The organism is Limosilactobacillus albertensis, from assembly GCF_014145555.1.
In the GTDB taxonomy this organism is placed as follows: domain Bacteria; phylum Bacillota; class Bacilli; order Lactobacillales; family Lactobacillaceae; genus Limosilactobacillus; species Limosilactobacillus albertensis.
In genome coordinates, this window is sequence record NZ_JACIVD010000044.1 from 1 (window position 1) to 17,104 (window position 17,104).

The 17,104-nt window shown below is 27.4% G+C and carries 13 protein-coding genes and 1 pseudogene; 11 read left to right on the forward strand and 3 right to left on the reverse strand.

Going from position 1 to position 17,104, the window contains the following annotated elements; genetic code table 11:
• Positions 1–147 precede the first annotated feature (147 nt).
• Positions 148–318: a hypothetical protein gene (locus H5S41_RS12145; protein ID WP_182601630.1), complete on the forward strand. Its 171-nt coding sequence runs from the start codon at positions 148–150 to the stop codon at positions 316–318.
• Here H5S41_RS12145 and H5S41_RS00775 read toward each other — a convergent pair.
• Positions 266–1,285 carry a matrixin family metalloprotease gene (locus H5S41_RS00775; protein WP_375139008.1) on the reverse strand — a complete coding sequence of 340 codons (1,020 nt, stop codon included), beginning with the start codon at positions 1,283–1,285 and terminating at the stop codon, positions 266–268. The genes H5S41_RS12145 and H5S41_RS00775 overlap by 53 nt on opposite strands.
• A gap of 92 nt (positions 1,286–1,377) precedes the next feature.
• On the reverse strand, positions 1,378–1,686 hold the full coding sequence (locus tag H5S41_RS00780; RefSeq protein ID WP_182599013.1) for a hypothetical protein: 309 nt from the start codon (positions 1,684–1,686) through the stop codon (positions 1,378–1,380).
• 409 nt (positions 1,687–2,095) lie between these two features.
• Between H5S41_RS00780 and H5S41_RS00785 the strand changes: the two genes are divergently transcribed.
• The 9 genes from H5S41_RS00785 to H5S41_RS00825 all read left to right on the forward strand — a co-directional run bounded on the left by H5S41_RS00785 (position 2,096) and on the right by H5S41_RS00825 (position 11,593).
• Positions 2,096–3,268: a mucin-binding protein gene (locus H5S41_RS00785; RefSeq protein ID WP_182601635.1), complete on the forward strand. Its 1,173-nt coding sequence runs from the start codon at positions 2,096–2,098 to the stop codon at positions 3,266–3,268.
• Between the two features lie 14 nt (positions 3,269–3,282).
• Positions 3,283–4,302, forward strand: coding sequence for a fibrinogen-binding adhesin SdrG C-terminal domain-containing protein (locus H5S41_RS00790; RefSeq protein ID WP_153710982.1), 1,020 nt, complete (start codon positions 3,283–3,285; stop codon positions 4,300–4,302).
• A gap of 20 nt (positions 4,303–4,322) precedes the next feature.
• Complete coding sequence (locus tag H5S41_RS00795; RefSeq protein ID WP_153710981.1) at positions 4,323–4,763, forward strand: hypothetical protein; 441 nt, start codon at positions 4,323–4,325, stop codon at positions 4,761–4,763.
• 90 nt (positions 4,764–4,853) lie between these two features.
• A complete protein-coding gene (locus H5S41_RS00800; RefSeq protein ID WP_182601637.1) occupies positions 4,854–8,171 on the forward strand; it encodes a mucin-binding protein in 3,318 nt (1,105 codons plus the stop codon).
• Between the two features lie 16 nt (positions 8,172–8,187).
• Positions 8,188–8,370, forward strand: a complete 183-nt coding sequence (locus H5S41_RS00805) for a hypothetical protein (protein ID WP_153710979.1) — start codon at positions 8,188–8,190, stop codon at positions 8,368–8,370.
• Between the two features lie 433 nt (positions 8,371–8,803).
• Complete coding sequence (locus H5S41_RS00810) at positions 8,804–9,955, forward strand: Rib/alpha-like domain-containing protein (RefSeq protein WP_182601639.1); 1,152 nt, start codon at positions 8,804–8,806, stop codon at positions 9,953–9,955.
• A complete protein-coding gene (gene lepB / locus H5S41_RS00815) occupies positions 9,942–10,550 on the forward strand; it encodes a signal peptidase I (RefSeq protein ID WP_182601641.1) in 609 nt (202 codons plus the stop codon). The genes H5S41_RS00810 and lepB overlap by 14 nt, the downstream gene beginning before the upstream one ends.
• Positions 10,551–10,662: 112 nt before the next feature.
• Positions 10,663–11,184, forward strand: a complete 522-nt coding sequence (locus H5S41_RS00820; protein WP_182601643.1) for a hypothetical protein — start codon at positions 10,663–10,665, stop codon at positions 11,182–11,184.
• Positions 11,185–11,221: 37 nt separating this feature from the next.
• Entirely contained in the window at positions 11,222–11,593 is a 372-nt protein-coding gene (locus H5S41_RS00825; protein WP_182601645.1) for a hypothetical protein, read from the forward strand.
• Positions 11,594–12,402: 809 nt separating this feature from the next.
• Here H5S41_RS00825 and H5S41_RS00830 read toward each other — a convergent pair.
• Positions 12,403–14,625, reverse strand: coding sequence for a transglycosylase domain-containing protein (locus H5S41_RS00830; protein ID WP_182601647.1), 2,223 nt, complete (start codon positions 14,623–14,625; stop codon positions 12,403–12,405).
• Between the two features lie 2,104 nt (positions 14,626–16,729).
• Here H5S41_RS00830 and H5S41_RS11855 point away from each other — a divergent pair.
• A pseudogene (locus H5S41_RS11855) lies at positions 16,730–16,837 on the forward strand (UDP-glucose 4-epimerase GalE); the annotation flags it as partial.
• Between the last annotated feature and the right edge of the window lie 267 nt (positions 16,838–17,104).

Below are 17,104 nucleotides of genomic sequence, written 5' to 3' on the forward strand. Positions count from 1 at the left end.
GTTTTGCCAATCAGCAATTTTTCTTTTTAAGAATTGATTGTTTATTTGCGTAAAAAAACACCTCCCACATTCTCGTAGGAGGTGTTGATATCCATCAATACCAGTTGACAGATACCCCTAATACTAAGCAAAGGCAGGTCTTTCCTCATGAATATTTTAATAGAAATCGAGCAGAATTTGGTGAAATCAGGCGGTTTATTTGAAGCTGAACAGATTATTTTAAAAGGTGTGCTGGAGTTAGGACAAGCGATTATGCAAAACTTTTTTAATGATTTTGATAGATATAATTTACCTCTTGAATATCCTTTGGTTGAATAGGATATTCGGTACTATTTGGATACATTAAAGATGAAGGATCAGAAGAATTATGTTGTAAACCAATAGCATGTCCTAATTCATGCATAATTGTATGAACACGATGCCCAAAAGAGTAATTAAAATAAGGGTTTTGTAAGAAGTAATTATTTAATGTTATTTGTGTTTGACCGTGGTAGGTAAGATTATTTCTATCAAAATATGTTTGAGTATAACCATCAAATGAACTATTTGGATTATTATTAGCACTTATTTTGATATTAGCAGACAATGGATTATTTGATAAATAAAAATGGAATGCTCCAGTACTATTCCAGTTATTAATTGCAGTTATTGCAGCTTGTCTAATAATTGGATCATTTGAATTTATATATACGGAAGCATTATTAGTTGGCCAATGGGCTTCCGGTAGATTGTATCCTGGAACAGCTTGATAATTTCTATTATTATTGTTTTGATACTGGTTATTCCGGTTATTGTTTTGATACTGGTTATTCCGGTTATTGTTTTGATACTGGTTATTCCGGTTATTGTTTTGATACTGGTTATTCCAGTTATTATTTTGATACTGGTTATTCCAGTTATTATTTTGATACTGGTTACTCCAGTTATTGTTTTGATACTGGTTATTCCAGTTATTATTTTGATACTGGTTATTCCAGTTATTGTTTTGATACTGGTTATTCCAGTTATTATTTTGATACTGGTTACTCCAGTTATTATTTTGATACTGGTTACTCCAGTTATTATTTTGATACTGGTTATTTCTGCTTATTGTCCATGAATAATTCCACCATGGATTTGTATTGTTAGATAATCGATAATAACATGTTTCAAAATTCGTTTGATTTTTAATTAAAGCACTACTATCTATATTAGTACTCTGAGATTTATTAGAGATTGGACATAAATTATTACTTATATTAATCTTATTACTATTTGTAGGCAAAGTATCAGCATTAGCTACCATTGAATTAAGGCCACTAATGCCTAAGACAGTAGCTCCAATAGTTAGAGTTGTTTTTAATTTATTCACTATTATTCCTCCTAAATTAAAATATTTTAAGCAAGACTTCTAATGAGGTCTTGCTTTTTTTTAATAGTAAGCAATGATGAAAAGACAAAACTATTATTCTTACCACAAAAATATGAATCGTTTATTAAAGTAAGATCAAGTTTTGTCTTAAGAGTTTCGCTATCAAAGATAACATTATTTCCAATAATAAATTCAGCAATGTATTTAGAATTTTTCATTACTAATAAATTATTAACGTCTTTTAATAATGACGGTCTTATTGGTAGAAAATCTTTAGCATTTTTTATAATCTCATTATTTGTTCCACTTTTTTGACAAAAGATTAAGTATTTCATTTAAATTAGCCTCCTAATGTAAATATATAAAAAAATCTTAATAATTTAAAATATAAAATTTCCTTTATCTACTGGGATATATATATTATTAAAAAAATAGATATAGACAGAACAGTAATCAGCTGATATAAATAATATAGTAGCAAATAAAATTTAAAAAATACCATTGATTAAGCAATCATTTTAAATTTATAGAATGATACATGCTTAATTAATTTTGATAGATGCTGTGAAAATTAATATATCAATTTCGCAAATTTTTATATCGGTCTATAAGCTGATTGCAATGCTATTATATAAGAAAAGATATTATAAAAGCAAATTACTATATTGATATATAAATATTTAATTTATGTATAAAGCCTTATTGTCTGGTTATCTAATTGTAAAGAGGGAAGGATTGCTATATATGGAAGAAAAAAATAGTGATATTAAGATTCCTAAGGTCACAAGAACAATACAGTGTGTAAATTCTAATGATAATACAATTATGCGAAGTTTAGTTCAAACAGTATCTTTTTACCCTACAGTTATTTATGATGCGAACGATGGTGAATTAATTAGTGTTAATTATCCAGATTACAAAAATTTTGAAAAAATAAAGTCACCAGAAATTCCTGGTTATACGCCTAATAGAGAAAGTATTCCTACTGAAAAAATAATTTATACATCAAAAAATTTAATTAAAAAAATAAAGTATGCACCTATAAAAAAGAAAACAACTATAAACTTTATTGATAAAGTAACAGATTCAATAATGAGTGCTAATACGTATATCAATAAAGATAATGAGGATATTAAAAAAATAATTTCAAAGTCTATAGCAGCTTATGAAAAAAAAGGATATGAGCTAAATTTTAATAGCTTTGAAAATAGCAGATTACAGCAAGGAGAGGTTTATTCGATAACGTTTAATCATAAAACTACCCAGTTTATGACTAATAAACATTTTAATTTGGAAACGCCGCTAAATCCTTTTTATGACAAAGGTCCGAGAGTTATTAAGGAATACTTAGATCTTAAACGTAAAACAACATATAAAGTAAAATATTTAGGTGTTGAAGAAAAAAATGCACCTACTGATAATTTACAAATTATTGATTGGGATAGAGTAATTACTGCTGATAATGTAACAGGAGAAATAATCCAGAAGACAAAATGGAGACCTAATAAAAATAAGTATGAAATAGTAACTACGCCGGTTATTAAAAATTACCATGCAGATAAAAAACAAAGTACAGGTAAAAATGTTGTTATGGATAATATAGTTGAAGAAATTAAGTATGTACGGAATGGAAAAATTATCCCAATAACAGAAAATGGAACAAGATTATTGCCAAATAGATCATTTTTTTATCGAACTTCAGAAACTGATCCTACAAAGGTGGAGAAAACACAAGTTTTACCGAATATTCCTGGGTATTTTATAGACCAAAAAACAATAAATATTAAGAATTATAATAAAGATACTAAAGTAATTTATGCGACTAGTAATAAAAATCAAAAATTAGTACCCACGATTTCTTTTAATGAAAATGTCCAAAAAAGTTTAACTAATTTTGTGAAGTTTAAGAATAGTTAGCAGGGAGAAGTGAAATGTTACAATATACTAGCCATACATTAAATAGCATAGACATAAAAACTGATTCAAAGAGTCCGTTAAATCCTTTAGAAGGAGATATTATAGAATGTCTCATTAAATTTAAAATAAATAATAATACTAAACCTTTCGATTCTTTTTCAATTAAAATTTCAAAAGATTTAATGTGTTCCTATATAGGAGATTTAAACTTTTATGATGAAAAGAAACGAAAAATAGCCAACTTTAGTTATGATTATGATAGACAATGTGCTGTTTATACTTTTACAGATTATGTTGAAAAGCATAAAAATATTAAGGGGGGGGTACTTTATTATTTTAAGGTAAATTCACGGATAGTTACTAAAAGTACTAAAAATTTAAAGTGCATGATTAATATTGATAATTATAATTATTCGTTTTTTTATAATGTGAAGTATTCTCAAAATAAAACACATATTTCATCAGGTGTAACCGATTATAACCTTTCAAAAGGAATCATAACTGAAATTTTTTATATTACACCAAAAAATCTAGATTTAAAAAATGTAACATTACTGTTTAATTCAAATAATAATAAAGAATTATTAGTAAACAGAAAATCTACAAGAGTAGAAATATATGATAATACCTTTAATGTTAATCTCCCAGAAAGCTTTGGTGTGAACCATAAATATTTAAAAAATATTTCATGTCAATTTCCGGTAGTGGAAGAAGATATGTTTGTAGATAAACTAAATACTGTTTCTTTTAAAAAAAACCAAATGAAACTTAATTTACCATCAAACAAATCGTCTACATATATTATAAAAATAATTACTAAAGTAGATTCGGTTAAGGAAAAGTTAGTAATAGAGACAGCACTTACTGATAACGTTAATAAAAATAATAAACTATGTGAGTTTATAAAAGCTGTTGCTGTTAAAGATAGTGTTAGGATTTTAAATCAGGTACAAATTCAGACATTTGTCATTAAAAAAATTGGAGCATGTTTAAAGTCAATTTCTAAACCGTGTTTGTTGTATTGTAACATTTAGTTTATTGTGGAGGCATATTAATGAAATATACAGAAGAAAATTTTAATGAAAAATGGCAACAATTTCTTATTAAATTTTATAAAGAATTTGATACAGAAGAAAATCAAGAGACAATACAAAACTTTATAAAGCAAAATGAAGTTGATTTAGAAGATATAGGCTTAGCTTATGAGCATTTATATCAACAACAACGAGAAGATAATATAGTAAGAAATGCAATTTTCTATTTCATAAGCGATTTAGATATGGAAAACTTTAATAAAGAATGGGATGACTTTATTAAGAATTTTAATAATAAGTTTGAAAGTGAAGACAATCAAGAAGTAATAAGAAATTTTGCTAAGAAGAATAGCCCTAATAATGAAGATTATTCCTTGGTATATGAGCATCTATATCAACAACAAAGAACTGATAAATTATTAAAATTAGCGCTACTACATTTTAACAATCTTGAAATGTAGTTGAAAAGTTTAAGTAATATCCTATAGGTATTATAAAGTCAATAACTATTAACTTAAGAGATACATTAGTAGGTGGGTAGGAGTGAGTTCATGCTAAATAATTATTTACCTATAATAGGATTATCAACTAGAAATTTTTTAAATGGAGATATTCCAACAGGCTATGATGAAAATACTATTCATTATAGAGAAAAGTTAATGGAAATAAAAAATAAGGACTTAAATATAGAAGAGTACAATGTTAAAAATGAAAGAAATCTAGAAAATAAAATACATTCGATGCCTTCTATATATATAAATCCTAAGTACCAAGATGAGCATGGTTTAAATGATAATTTTTTTGGAATAAATCACGGAACTATTATATCTAATTTTAATAATTTAAATAGTAAAAAAGAACAATCTTTATGTAGCCGTTATAATGCAAACTATGTATCTAGTTTGTTAGATTTTAAAAAAGTATCTAAGCTAACAGGAACTGGTTTATTGAGTAATACTACTGACTATATTAAATCTATTGAAATAGTATACACATTTCCTATGATGAACTGTAAAGTTAATGATGATTCAATTCATGTTGTTGTTGATGAATCTAGAATAAGAGATATTGATGGATTAAGTTTTGCTGATGAAAATGGAGATCGTATTTCACGGTTTAATATTAATTATAGTTATATGGGAGAGACTCATAAATTCTATAATTTAAATTCATTACTTAAGATAAAAAACTTTAAATGGGAAAATGTTACGTCAATAATTGCATTTGGTTCGTTAATGCCACATAGTAGCTACCATATTAATATTCCATTCAAAATCATCAATTTTAATGATGCATTATTAAATAATAATAAAAAGGCAACATTTTCTTTTAATGAATTTGCTTTGTATGATTTAACAGGGAAAGATGTTTTAATGGAACTCGCATCAAATAAAAAACTAATAAATGCGGGATTAAATAAAGATGCAATCTATGATTTAGTTTCAGATAGACATACATCATCGAATTTAAAAATTAGAGTAAGTACTCCTGTTTTATCGCTTGACGATTATAAAAATCAAAAAATTGTTCCAGTTATTCAAGATGGAACTTGTAAATACAGAGTTTTATTTGATAAAGACATTCAAGAACAAATGCCTAAAATCTCAGATATTGATAATATCATTACTAATTTTCCAGACGAAAATGGAGCAATAGCAACTAATACTGAAAATGTTAATGTTTTATGGATGGGAGGATATTTTATATATTCACTTAATAATATTCAAAATATTATTAAAGATATAGGATTATCAGTCGATATAGATAAAAATGGAGAGAAACCAGCACCTTACTATTCTTATTCTACTGTAAATGGAGAAACAAAACTATATGATTTTGTCCATAATAAATACCAAGTTACTCCTCACTTTATCCCGATTGTAAAAGTTCATCGAATTCTTTATGCAGATACATTAGTAATGAAAAACGGATATAATATTTCAAATTTAAACTTTGATAACTTTGTTAAGGTTTTTGACTTAAATGAAGATAACTCTGAGCAGCAAACAGATTGCAATCGGGTCTTTGCAAAAAAGATTTCAGATAAAAGGGCAAGAATATATTATTATTTAAATGATGTTTTGAATAATAATATGTTAATTTCAAAAGAAGTTAATTTGAAAATTTTATCTAATAAGCAGGAAATAAAAATTTTTTATGTGGATTTAGATTTAAATAATACAAAAGATATTGATAGAGAGAATTTTTTGTTTGAACGTACACAGACCCTAATTGGTAATGATGGGGAATTATATAATAATAAGCTTTGGGATTTCAGTAATTTTCATTATAGGCTTGAAAGAAATGATGATGGAGCTATCAATGGAGTTTTTAATGGGGAAATACCTATTAAAAACTATTATGTATATTTAAGGCATGAAAAGCAAACGTTAGTAGAAAATAAAAATATCATTAGGACAATAAATTTGATTTTACCAAACGGTTCAATGCAAGTTATAGAACAAGTAGCCCCACTAAAAAGAATGGGAGAGAAAGATCTTGTAACCCAAAAAATTTTTTGGGAGAATTGGAATACGTTAGTTTTTCCACCGGTAAACTTTAGACCTATTAAAGGATATACGATTTATAATATTAAAAGTGAAACGGTTAATGTTAAATCTAATAACCAAGCTATTAATGTTAGTTACGTGCCTAAAAAAAATACTATTTTTATAAAATATATAGATCAGGATGAAAATGTTATTAGATCCTATAAAATTATTGGCTATACAGGCGAGCCTTTAAATTATTCAGTAGATTTAGAATTAAAAGAATTAAAAAAAGAAGGATATTCATTAGTAAAGAATAATGTGCCTCAGAATTATGTTTTTGGTAAAACAAATAATCAAAATGATGAGTACATTGTTTCTATTTCCAATAAAATAAAAAAGCAACCAATATTTATTTATTATGTTGATGTGCCTACTTCTTATGAGGGACAACTTAATCCAAAAGTAGGGAAAATTAATTATTCATTTACCCAGAAACTAGAGGTAAATAATGATGAAGATTATAAGAATACGCTTTTTGATGTGGGATCAAAACAATTTGAAATAATTCAAGCCGATTCGGGTGCAGTAAAAGGAAAATATGACGCAAATCAAAAGAAACAAGAATTTTTTGTCTATATGCAACATAGAGAAAAAACAGTTATGGAGACAAAAAAATTTATACGAAAAATTAATATAATGTTTCCTAGTAATGTGATTGAAAATGTTTCTCAAGAAGCTATTATCCAAAGAAACGGTAAATTAGATCTTGTTACAAATAAATATCTTTGGAGCACCTGGTCGGATTCTGAATTTCCAATGTTTATACCAGAGCCTTTAAAAGGATATAAAATAGAAAGCATTCCTGCTGTTAAAGTCAATAGTAATTCGAGTGACTTATCTATAAACATTTCATATATACCTCAACCATCTGAAATTTTATTACAATTTATAGATGTTGATAATAATAAAGTAATATTAGAGAAAGAAATTTATGGTGTAACTGGTGAAAAAATAACTGAAAATACAATAATAGGTATTATAAAGTCTTTAAAGAATAAGGGATATAGTTTAGAGAAAGATTTTAATGAACTGAAATTTTTAGATAAATATTCAGAATATACAATCTTTATGACTAGAAAAGAGAAAAATCAGTTCATTGATAAAGTGCAGAACAGTGATACTAAGAATAAAGACACAAAAATTAATAATGAAACAAATAATATACAACAGAACGCTGTTACTATTGTATTCCCAGAGAAACCTCAAAAAAAATCTAAGCAAAATAATAAACAAAATAAATTGGATAATTCTAACAATAATGAGAAAAAATCTAATACTAAGATAAAAGATAAGCTCAAAAAGATTCTGTTAGATTAATGAAAGGAAATTCTAGATGAAAAGGAAAAATTTAATTAATGAAAATAAAACTATTGTATTTGAAATTACATATAAAAATCCTATCTTACTTTTAATGAAAAAAAGTAAAAAAATAAAAGATAGATTTTTTATAAAAGAAGAAAACTCAAGAAAATTTCAAACTAAAAATTTTGAAATTAAATGTTTTAGAAAAAAATAAAGGATATATTGACGTACAACGTACAATACCTCTTAGGGTTGACACTTATAAATAATAAAAGTGTGAATTCTAGGAGGTGTTTTGCATTTCCAGTTATTTTACAACAGGAAAGTTAAGCTATGTAAGTCGTCTATTTCATATCTAGTCCTAGTTATCCTGAATCTCCTATACTGAGATTATCATCAGTAAGGGGACTTTTTTATTATGGAAGGACAAAATGGAATTGTTGATATTGTTGATTACGATAATTAAGATTTTAAATACAAAAATTAGATTTTATAATTAGTTTACATTTATACTTGAACAGTAATCTATATGATTATAGAGTATTCTGGTTGTTTACTTGGTAACTATTCAGTTTAGCTCCAAATCTTATAAACATTTTTAGCATTCAAAAAATTACTTAAATTAAAGAAAGCCGGGAGGAATAAATTTGCAAAATGTTTTTTTAAAATTAACTATAACCCAAAGATTTATTTTTTTTATTCAAGACACACATACTTTAATTCAGAAAATTATTGATAATATTTTTTGGGGAAATTATGAAATACAAAGATTCTTTTATAAGATAATCTTTACTACTAAGCGGGAAGCACATTACTATTTTTATCAGAGTAACTTATTAAGTTTAAGTAATTTTTTTAACAAACAAAAAAAACATATAGCATATAACCTTTTAAATACTATTTATATACGTAATGCATATAAGTACTCCAAACATAATAATTTGTTAATAATTGATAATAATGAAAGAATAAATAATTTTTTAAAAAGAAATACTTTAGCTACTGAGTATACTCATAAGGGACAATTACTAATAAAAGAAGATTTTTTCTATCAGCAAATAAAACAATTATCTAATGGGGTAAAATATTTCTGGGCTTTTAAAAATAAAGTTAAATTAGATACTTACTTAATTAGAACTCATTATGAAATTATTAGAATTAACTATTCCGATAGAATAGAAGATGCTTTGAATTCTCAATCATTAGTTATTAATTATAGTGATGCTAAAAATTATACTGCAATTGGGAGAACAATAAAAGCAAATGAGGGCAATGTCCCAGAAGCAAGTTTGGGAATCTTAAATAAAGATAGTTTACCAAAGAATACTAGTTTTTCATGGCTTTCTGTTACTAAAGTTGCTGAGGATGTTAAAATTCCAGGCAGACATACAGAACAAATTATTATACGTTTTCCTGATTCTTCTGAACAAGTAGTCAAAGTGCCTTTATATATCCCTACTCCAACTGCTATAAATGCGATAACTAGTGTGGGTATAATACCACCTCCTCATCATATTATAAAAAATCATAGTAATATGCCTAAAGGTACTATGTACATTTGGAAAAAAAAACCTGATATTAAAAAAATTGGAAACTCAGAAGGAATCATAGAATTAATTTATCCAGATCAAACACTTTTTGATATTTCTGTTACTGTGCTAGTAAAAGAAAAAGCCAATGTTAACCATGAAAAAAAACAGATAGAAATCAATAGTAGGGAATTAACTAAAATTCTACAAAAGACATCTAAAATAAAAAATTTTTTCAATAAAGTTTCTAAATTATATGCTAAAAAATGAAAAACAATATTCACTAATTTACTATATTATTATTTTGAGTTCAATAATTCTTCTAGAGACTATACCTCTTGAATTAGGGATTGCAAAAGTAAGTGACCTTTCTATGGTGCCAAATTTATCAAAGAATCAAAATGTTTTATATTTGAAACATGCTAGAATTAATCATGGTAGCGTAGTTGTTATTAATACAAATACGTCCCAATTTTATTTGCATCATACACCCGTAAACAGACCATTAATTTGTAGGGTGATTGGACTTCCTGGAGATAAAATCGATTCTAGAAAGGCTTCTTTATATGTTAATGATAGAAAAATAAACCAAGATTATATTAATCAATCACAAACTAATGAGGGTATAGGTAATTGGAACCTTGAGAATATATCTATAGAGAATAGTTGGCTAATTGATGGTAGCATACATGTACCACCACATATGTATTTTGTTTTAGGTGATAATAGATCCATAGCTAAAGATAGTCGAGTGTATGGCTTTATTTCAAGAGGTAGTATTGATGGCGTAGTTAAAGTTCCCATATGGTCAAATAAATCAACGAGAAAAGTAATAAATAAACAGTGGGAAGATTTTTATTACTAGCCATAAATTATTAATATATGACTTTAGTTTGAATACTTATACTAACAAGTTGTTCTATATAAAGTTAATGGCTTTCTGCAGCAACTTATCTACAATTTAAGGAAGTAATTAAATGAAAAAGAAGCAAAAAACTTGGCCATATGTTGTTACGATGATAATAACCTTTACTTATATAATTTTTAGTTATGCGCAGATAAAGAATAATACTTACTTACCTATAGGAAATACTAAGATTCATCTAAGCAAATCATCTGGGACTAAAAAACATGATAATATTTCAAAAAGCTCATCAAAACGTTCAATTAAGAATAGTAATTCAATGAGTAGTTCTCAAAGTATAAATCCAAAAGGTCATGAGAATAATACAATAGATAATCATTATCCAACAAAAAGTAATAATTCAGAAAAAGATTATTATTTGAATAATAGAGGAAATAATGTTCAAACTAGTAATACCATTACTAAAAAGATTATTGATAGTGATACTAGAACTACTAGTAGTTCTAGTCAAAAAACTAATCAAGAAAGTTCTCAGAATATTCAAAGCTCAATAACTACTAGTAGCAGTTCTAGTAGAGAACCTACCAATACTGAAAGTATTAGTAAAGCTAGTGATGAATCAATAAGCAACTAAAACGGTTTACTAAATTATAAATTTAAAGGAGTATAGTATGAAAAATATTAATATAGTATATACTGGTTTAAGTAAAGAACAAAAATCTTACTTTCTTTCTGGTATACTTAACGAATCATTACATAATTTATCTTATCAGGTTTTTCAAGTTAATAAAGAACTTAACCTTACAATTAATGATACAGAATTAAAAAAAGCTTTATTAACTTGGATACTATCTAGACTAAAACGTGATGAAGATTTTCTAGAACAGGCCTTATTTACTCCTTTTAGTAGATTAAATGATATTATTAATGATAGAGCCTCTTTTTTTGTAATAGATTTATCTACTTGGGACTTTTGGGAGATTAATAAGAATTTAAACGGAAATATAGGAATTCTTTCAAAAAAGAAAAAAAGTATATTTTAAAACATTATAAACAAGAACTTTTTAATATGTTGGATAAGTTTGATTATAAATCTGTTGCTGTAAATAACTTATTAACAATTATTTATCCAATAATAACAAATTATATAATAATATGCATAAAAAAATTAAATAATTAAAAGAGCAGGATTATGGTAATTTATCGCGCTCTACAATATCTGGTGTTGATATAGAAATATTACTTTCTATATCAATATCAGATTTTTAATTTTTTAAAATAAAAAAGAGGTTCACCCTCTGATATAATGAGATCGCCAAATAACATAGAAAAGAAGGTAAACTCCATGGATAAGATACAAGAACTCTTCTCAATTTAACAGACCCTCATCTAAATTTTCCTCATCATTGGCTGAAATATAAAGTAATCAAAAAGGTCCGAGTCGCACAAATCTACTGCACACTTTCCTATACCCCGCAAGCTTGTCCCAACTATGGAGTTGTTAATCATGAGCATTAAAATAAGACTTTTATCAAGTAAGCATAAATATATACAGTTTAGAGCATAGCAATTGATATTAGTAGTTAATACTTAGCGATTTCAGTGTCCTAACTATAACATTTTACTTCCGCCTCTACAGATATTGCTATTTTATGACTCTTAAGGCCAGGATTCTTTTAGATTGTTGGGCAACAAATTAAAAACAACTAAAAAGAACCGTCACAGATGACGATTCCAACTAGACCAATTTAGTCGGCGAGATTTAAATTTGTGTACCAACTAGAGATCGGTAAATTATTATAATTTCGCGCTTTTAAATTTTTAGATAATATATAAATCAGAACAACGAAATTTATCTTACTGTTATATTATTATTATTTGGATATTGTTCTATTGGTTTATTAATCCGCTCAGATGTTGAGTTTGAAGTAGATGAAGAGGTTGTATTAGATGAAGAGGTATATGAAGATGGAAAGCTGTTTTGATTATCTTTTATAGAATGTTCATTTATATTTTCTTTAGGTCTGAAAGAAGGTGAAGAAGAAAACATATTTGAATTATTAGAATATGGTTTTAAATTATAGTTATTTTCAGTAGAATTTGCCCATTTAGAGCCATAAATGGCTAATTGACGCTTATTATTAACTTTAATAGCCTGAACGTTATTTGGCATGATCCAGTCTTGAGCATGATTTTGATAGTCTAGATACTTCATAATAGCTCTATATAATAGTTGAGAAGATTTCGTATATCGTTCAGAGATACTACTACCAGGTTGAAATGGGTGATCATATCCAGTCCAAACTGCAATTGAATAATTTTTTGTATATCCAACCATCCAAGAGTCCATTACACCAGATTTCTTAGAATCTTTAGGATAATTAGTTGTTCCAGTTTTACCAGCTTGATTTACACCACTAATTTGTGCAACAGTTCCACTACCCTCTGGATCAGAAAATACACCTTTTAACATATCGGTAATCATATATGCAGTAGATTCTTTCATTGCTCTTTTTCCATTTGGACTAAATCTTTTGGTTTTACCATCTTGAGTAGTAATTGAATTAATATAATACGGCTTGTAGTATATACCGCCATTTGCAAAGGCAGCATAAGCAGCTGCAACTTGTAGGGGCGAAATATATAGTGCAATACCATTTTGAAGTGTATAGGGTTCTTTCTGTGAAATTCCTAGCTTTTTAAGGAAAATAGTGGATTTCTTAAGACCGACTTCTTGCAAAGAACGAATAGCAGGAACGTTTCTTGACTGAATTAATGCATCACGCATTGTCATGGCACCTTTATACTTCTTATCGAAATCGTAAAGAACAGTATGTGTTCCAGGAAAAGTAAAATAATTATCCTGAACAGTTTTAAAAGTTGGCCAGTCAAGATACTCAATGGCAGGACCATAATCCATTATAGGCTTAGCTGTAGAACCAGAACTACGATTAGTTTGGACTGCACGATTTAGACCATACATGATATTTCCCGTATGACGTCCTCCAAGCATAGCAATGATTTTGCCATTATGAGGGTTGATAATAGCTATCCCAGTTTGCATTTTATTATTTTGGAATGGGACAAGTTTATTTGCTGCTGTGTAAAGATATAGTTGAGCGTTTAGATCGAGGTTTGTATGAACTTTAAGACCATCTTTATACGGATTATAGCCTTGTGCTTGTAATTCATCTAAAATTTCTTTAATGTATGAGTCAATAAATTTTTCCTTAACATTTGGATCACTACTCGAAACATTTCCGTGATTGGGATCGAGACCAGAAGTAATACTTTCATGACTAGCTTGTTTAGCTTCTCCTTGAGTTATATATTTATTGCGAACCATTGCGTTTAATACTTCATTTCGTCTATTTGTAGCATATTTCAGATTTCCCGTTGCCGGATTATAATATGTCGGTGATTGGGGCATTCCAGCGAGAAGAGCAAGTTCCGAAAGATTTAACTCCATGAGGTCTTTTCCATAGTAATATTGCGCGGCAGTTTGCATTCCGTAAATTCCATTTCCCATATAAGCTTTATTAATATAAAAATCGAGAATTTGTGATTTAGTAAAATGACGTTCTACATTAATAGCAAGCCATGCTTCCTGTGCCTTCCTTTTAAAGGTCCTATCTGAATCCGCGGTAGAAAAAACAGATAATTTAACAAGTTGTTGGGTAAGGGTACTTCCTCCTTGCATGCCTGAAGAATGACCAAAAATATTAGAAACAGCTGCTCCAAATATCCGAACTAAGTCTATACCGTGATGCTTATAAAATCTGCGATCTTCTATTGAAACAATAGCATTTTTTAAAGTACTAGGAATTTGGTTATTTTTAGCATATTCTATTTTTTGAATACCTAGTCTTGAGATTACTCGATCCTGATTGTCATAAATAGTAGTAATGTTTTGTCTTGATAAATCATCTTCACTAATTTTAGGGGCACTAGAAACATAGTAAAAAAACAATATTGTAAGTGTAAAAATTAGTATGATAATTATTCCTGATAAATAGATAAAGAACTTTTTAATTAAATTATGAATGTGGAAAGTTTTTTGATTATTATTTGACATAAAATGCTCCTTTTTAGGATTAGCCTATAAAATATAGTGGGTTGCAAGAAATAACTTTCGATCGATAAATGTCAGTTGAGATATTTAGGAGGTCGAAAAGTCATGTGCTAGTTGATTTGGACCAGTTTCTCAATATTCTAGTATTTCGGAATAACTAGTCGTAGAAGGCGATTCCGATTCTCATTATTTCTACGTTTATATGGCGAATAAACATAGAAAAATAATCCTGAGTACTAGTTAATCACTTAATTAACTAATAGTTTGCACCCTTTGTCATGGTCTATGGTGATTGTTTTAACTTACTATGGAGTTGACGGTAATTTTAAGATTGCTAAGTCATGGACTATCACTCTGACAATAATCAGCCCAACTTTTACGCTTGCTGGAAAGCACCTCATCTATCTCAAATAGTCGAATTCTGACGGACTTCAATTAAAGCCCTTAATGTTTTTTCTGACCACTTAAATATTCAACTTAAATTTTATTATTAATAAATATATAAATGAAATTAAAAAATTTTCATATTCTAAATATTATCTATCTAGACGTATGAAAATTTATTGCTATTATTAAAAATTATGTTAAAATCCGAGATGTCAAATTAAATAAGAAAGAGTTATTCCTTTGCGATATGATCTAAGAATATTTTAGCCGGTATATGGTAGTGATTTTTGTGGAATTCTATTTTAATATAAACTGAGTAATTATTTATCTAAGAAATTACGTAATTCTAAATATTTACTGAGATCCTCATGGCGTAAAATATTATTATTATTTAGGTTCCATTAAGGTACCTAAGTTTGACATTCCACAGGTGGCATTATCGTATTTTGAGTGCTCCTTAATCATGATATCGCTGGTAAATACGATAACCAGGTTAATTAATTTTACAATGTCGTTTGCTTTTAAATTGTTTAAATATTTTATAACGTTATTGAGAATCAATAAACTTGGTAGATAGAGGAGGAGGATATGAGTCTTTAATGCCCAAAAATTGGCTATAGGAGTCAATTTACGTATGGAAAGATGTTTGTAGGCCATTTTTCGTCCTTTTATTTGCGGCTATCCAAAAGTCTATCACAAATGTTTTTATTCTCTAATTTAATTTTACAAATGGTATTAAGTTAAAGTTACTTAAAAAGTAAATTTATACGACAAGATATATGATTTTTATAAAAAGATACCTAGCTTCCAAACTAGGTATCAAGTTGAAACGGAATAAGGCATTAATTGATTTACCTTTAGAATAACAAGACAGTACTAAAACACTGAGCATTAAGTAAGAAATTGTAACGAGGAAATTATCACCTTCCTTTATTAGAATTGTACTGTCTTGAAAGACTAATATTGGAATCGAACCAATTATATATTAATTTAGAAATATATATTTTCACCAGAAAAATATTAGCCTACCATAACTAATTAGTTATGGCGTATTGTATGGAAATAATTATTAAAATGGCATGTATGGAGTGAATCGCTAAATAATGAGTAAAAAACTATGCTTTAAATAGTTTATTTCCATATAAAGATAAAGATACACTTAATAGAGAGATTCGTCTCTAAAATAGAATATTAAATTATATTCTATATAGATATCATAAAATAGTTTTTATTAATTTTCCTGAAATGATATTTAAAATTTTACTTATTTCTGAATATGAAGTTAAATGGAGAACATTTTTTACTTAATATGCTTATCTAACTGTGCGTGGTACTAGTACTTATTAATGTGTTTTTATAAAAAGCACAACATGATTAAATTTTAATGGGAGGAAAAATGAAGGATATTATTTAATGAAGAAAATATTGTTAATTACAATAATTTTAATAGCAAGTTGTGCAACTTTTACTGTTAATGGTGCTGCAATGTGAGATCGAAACCAAAATATCAATGACTAAGCAGATATTTTGTTACAGAAAATAATTGATCAGATAAACAATAAGAACCCTTGTTTAAAATAAGGGTGGATCTTTGTTTTAACATTTCGTACGACAGATGGTAATTCGATAGGTGGAGTTATTCGTCGTTACTATACGTAAGTGACGTTTTAGAATAGCAAAATAAAAGTAAAAAGCAGTCATAACGTACCTAGTATGAGAAAGTGATAAGGCTCGTAACATTCTTGGCTGGGATCCAAAATATGATGATGTTCATGACATTATTGCTACTGCTTGGAAGTGGCACTCTACTCATGACGATCGTGACTAAGTAATTTAAGGTAGTAGTAAATTAAGAGAAAAAATGTCCGAAGTCAGCTTATCGACTGATTTTGGATATTTTTAAAAGTTTAGATGGATAATTGTGCTTGCTGTGATTATTTATTAAAAAATAAATTAACAAAATATATTGATTAGTGAATTACTGGCATGGCATAGTTAGAAAAAGAGCTTGACGTATTAACGAAAAAAGCAGAAAATATTAGTAATTGAAATAACACATCGGGGGATGTACTAACAGAGAATATTTTGTTAGTAC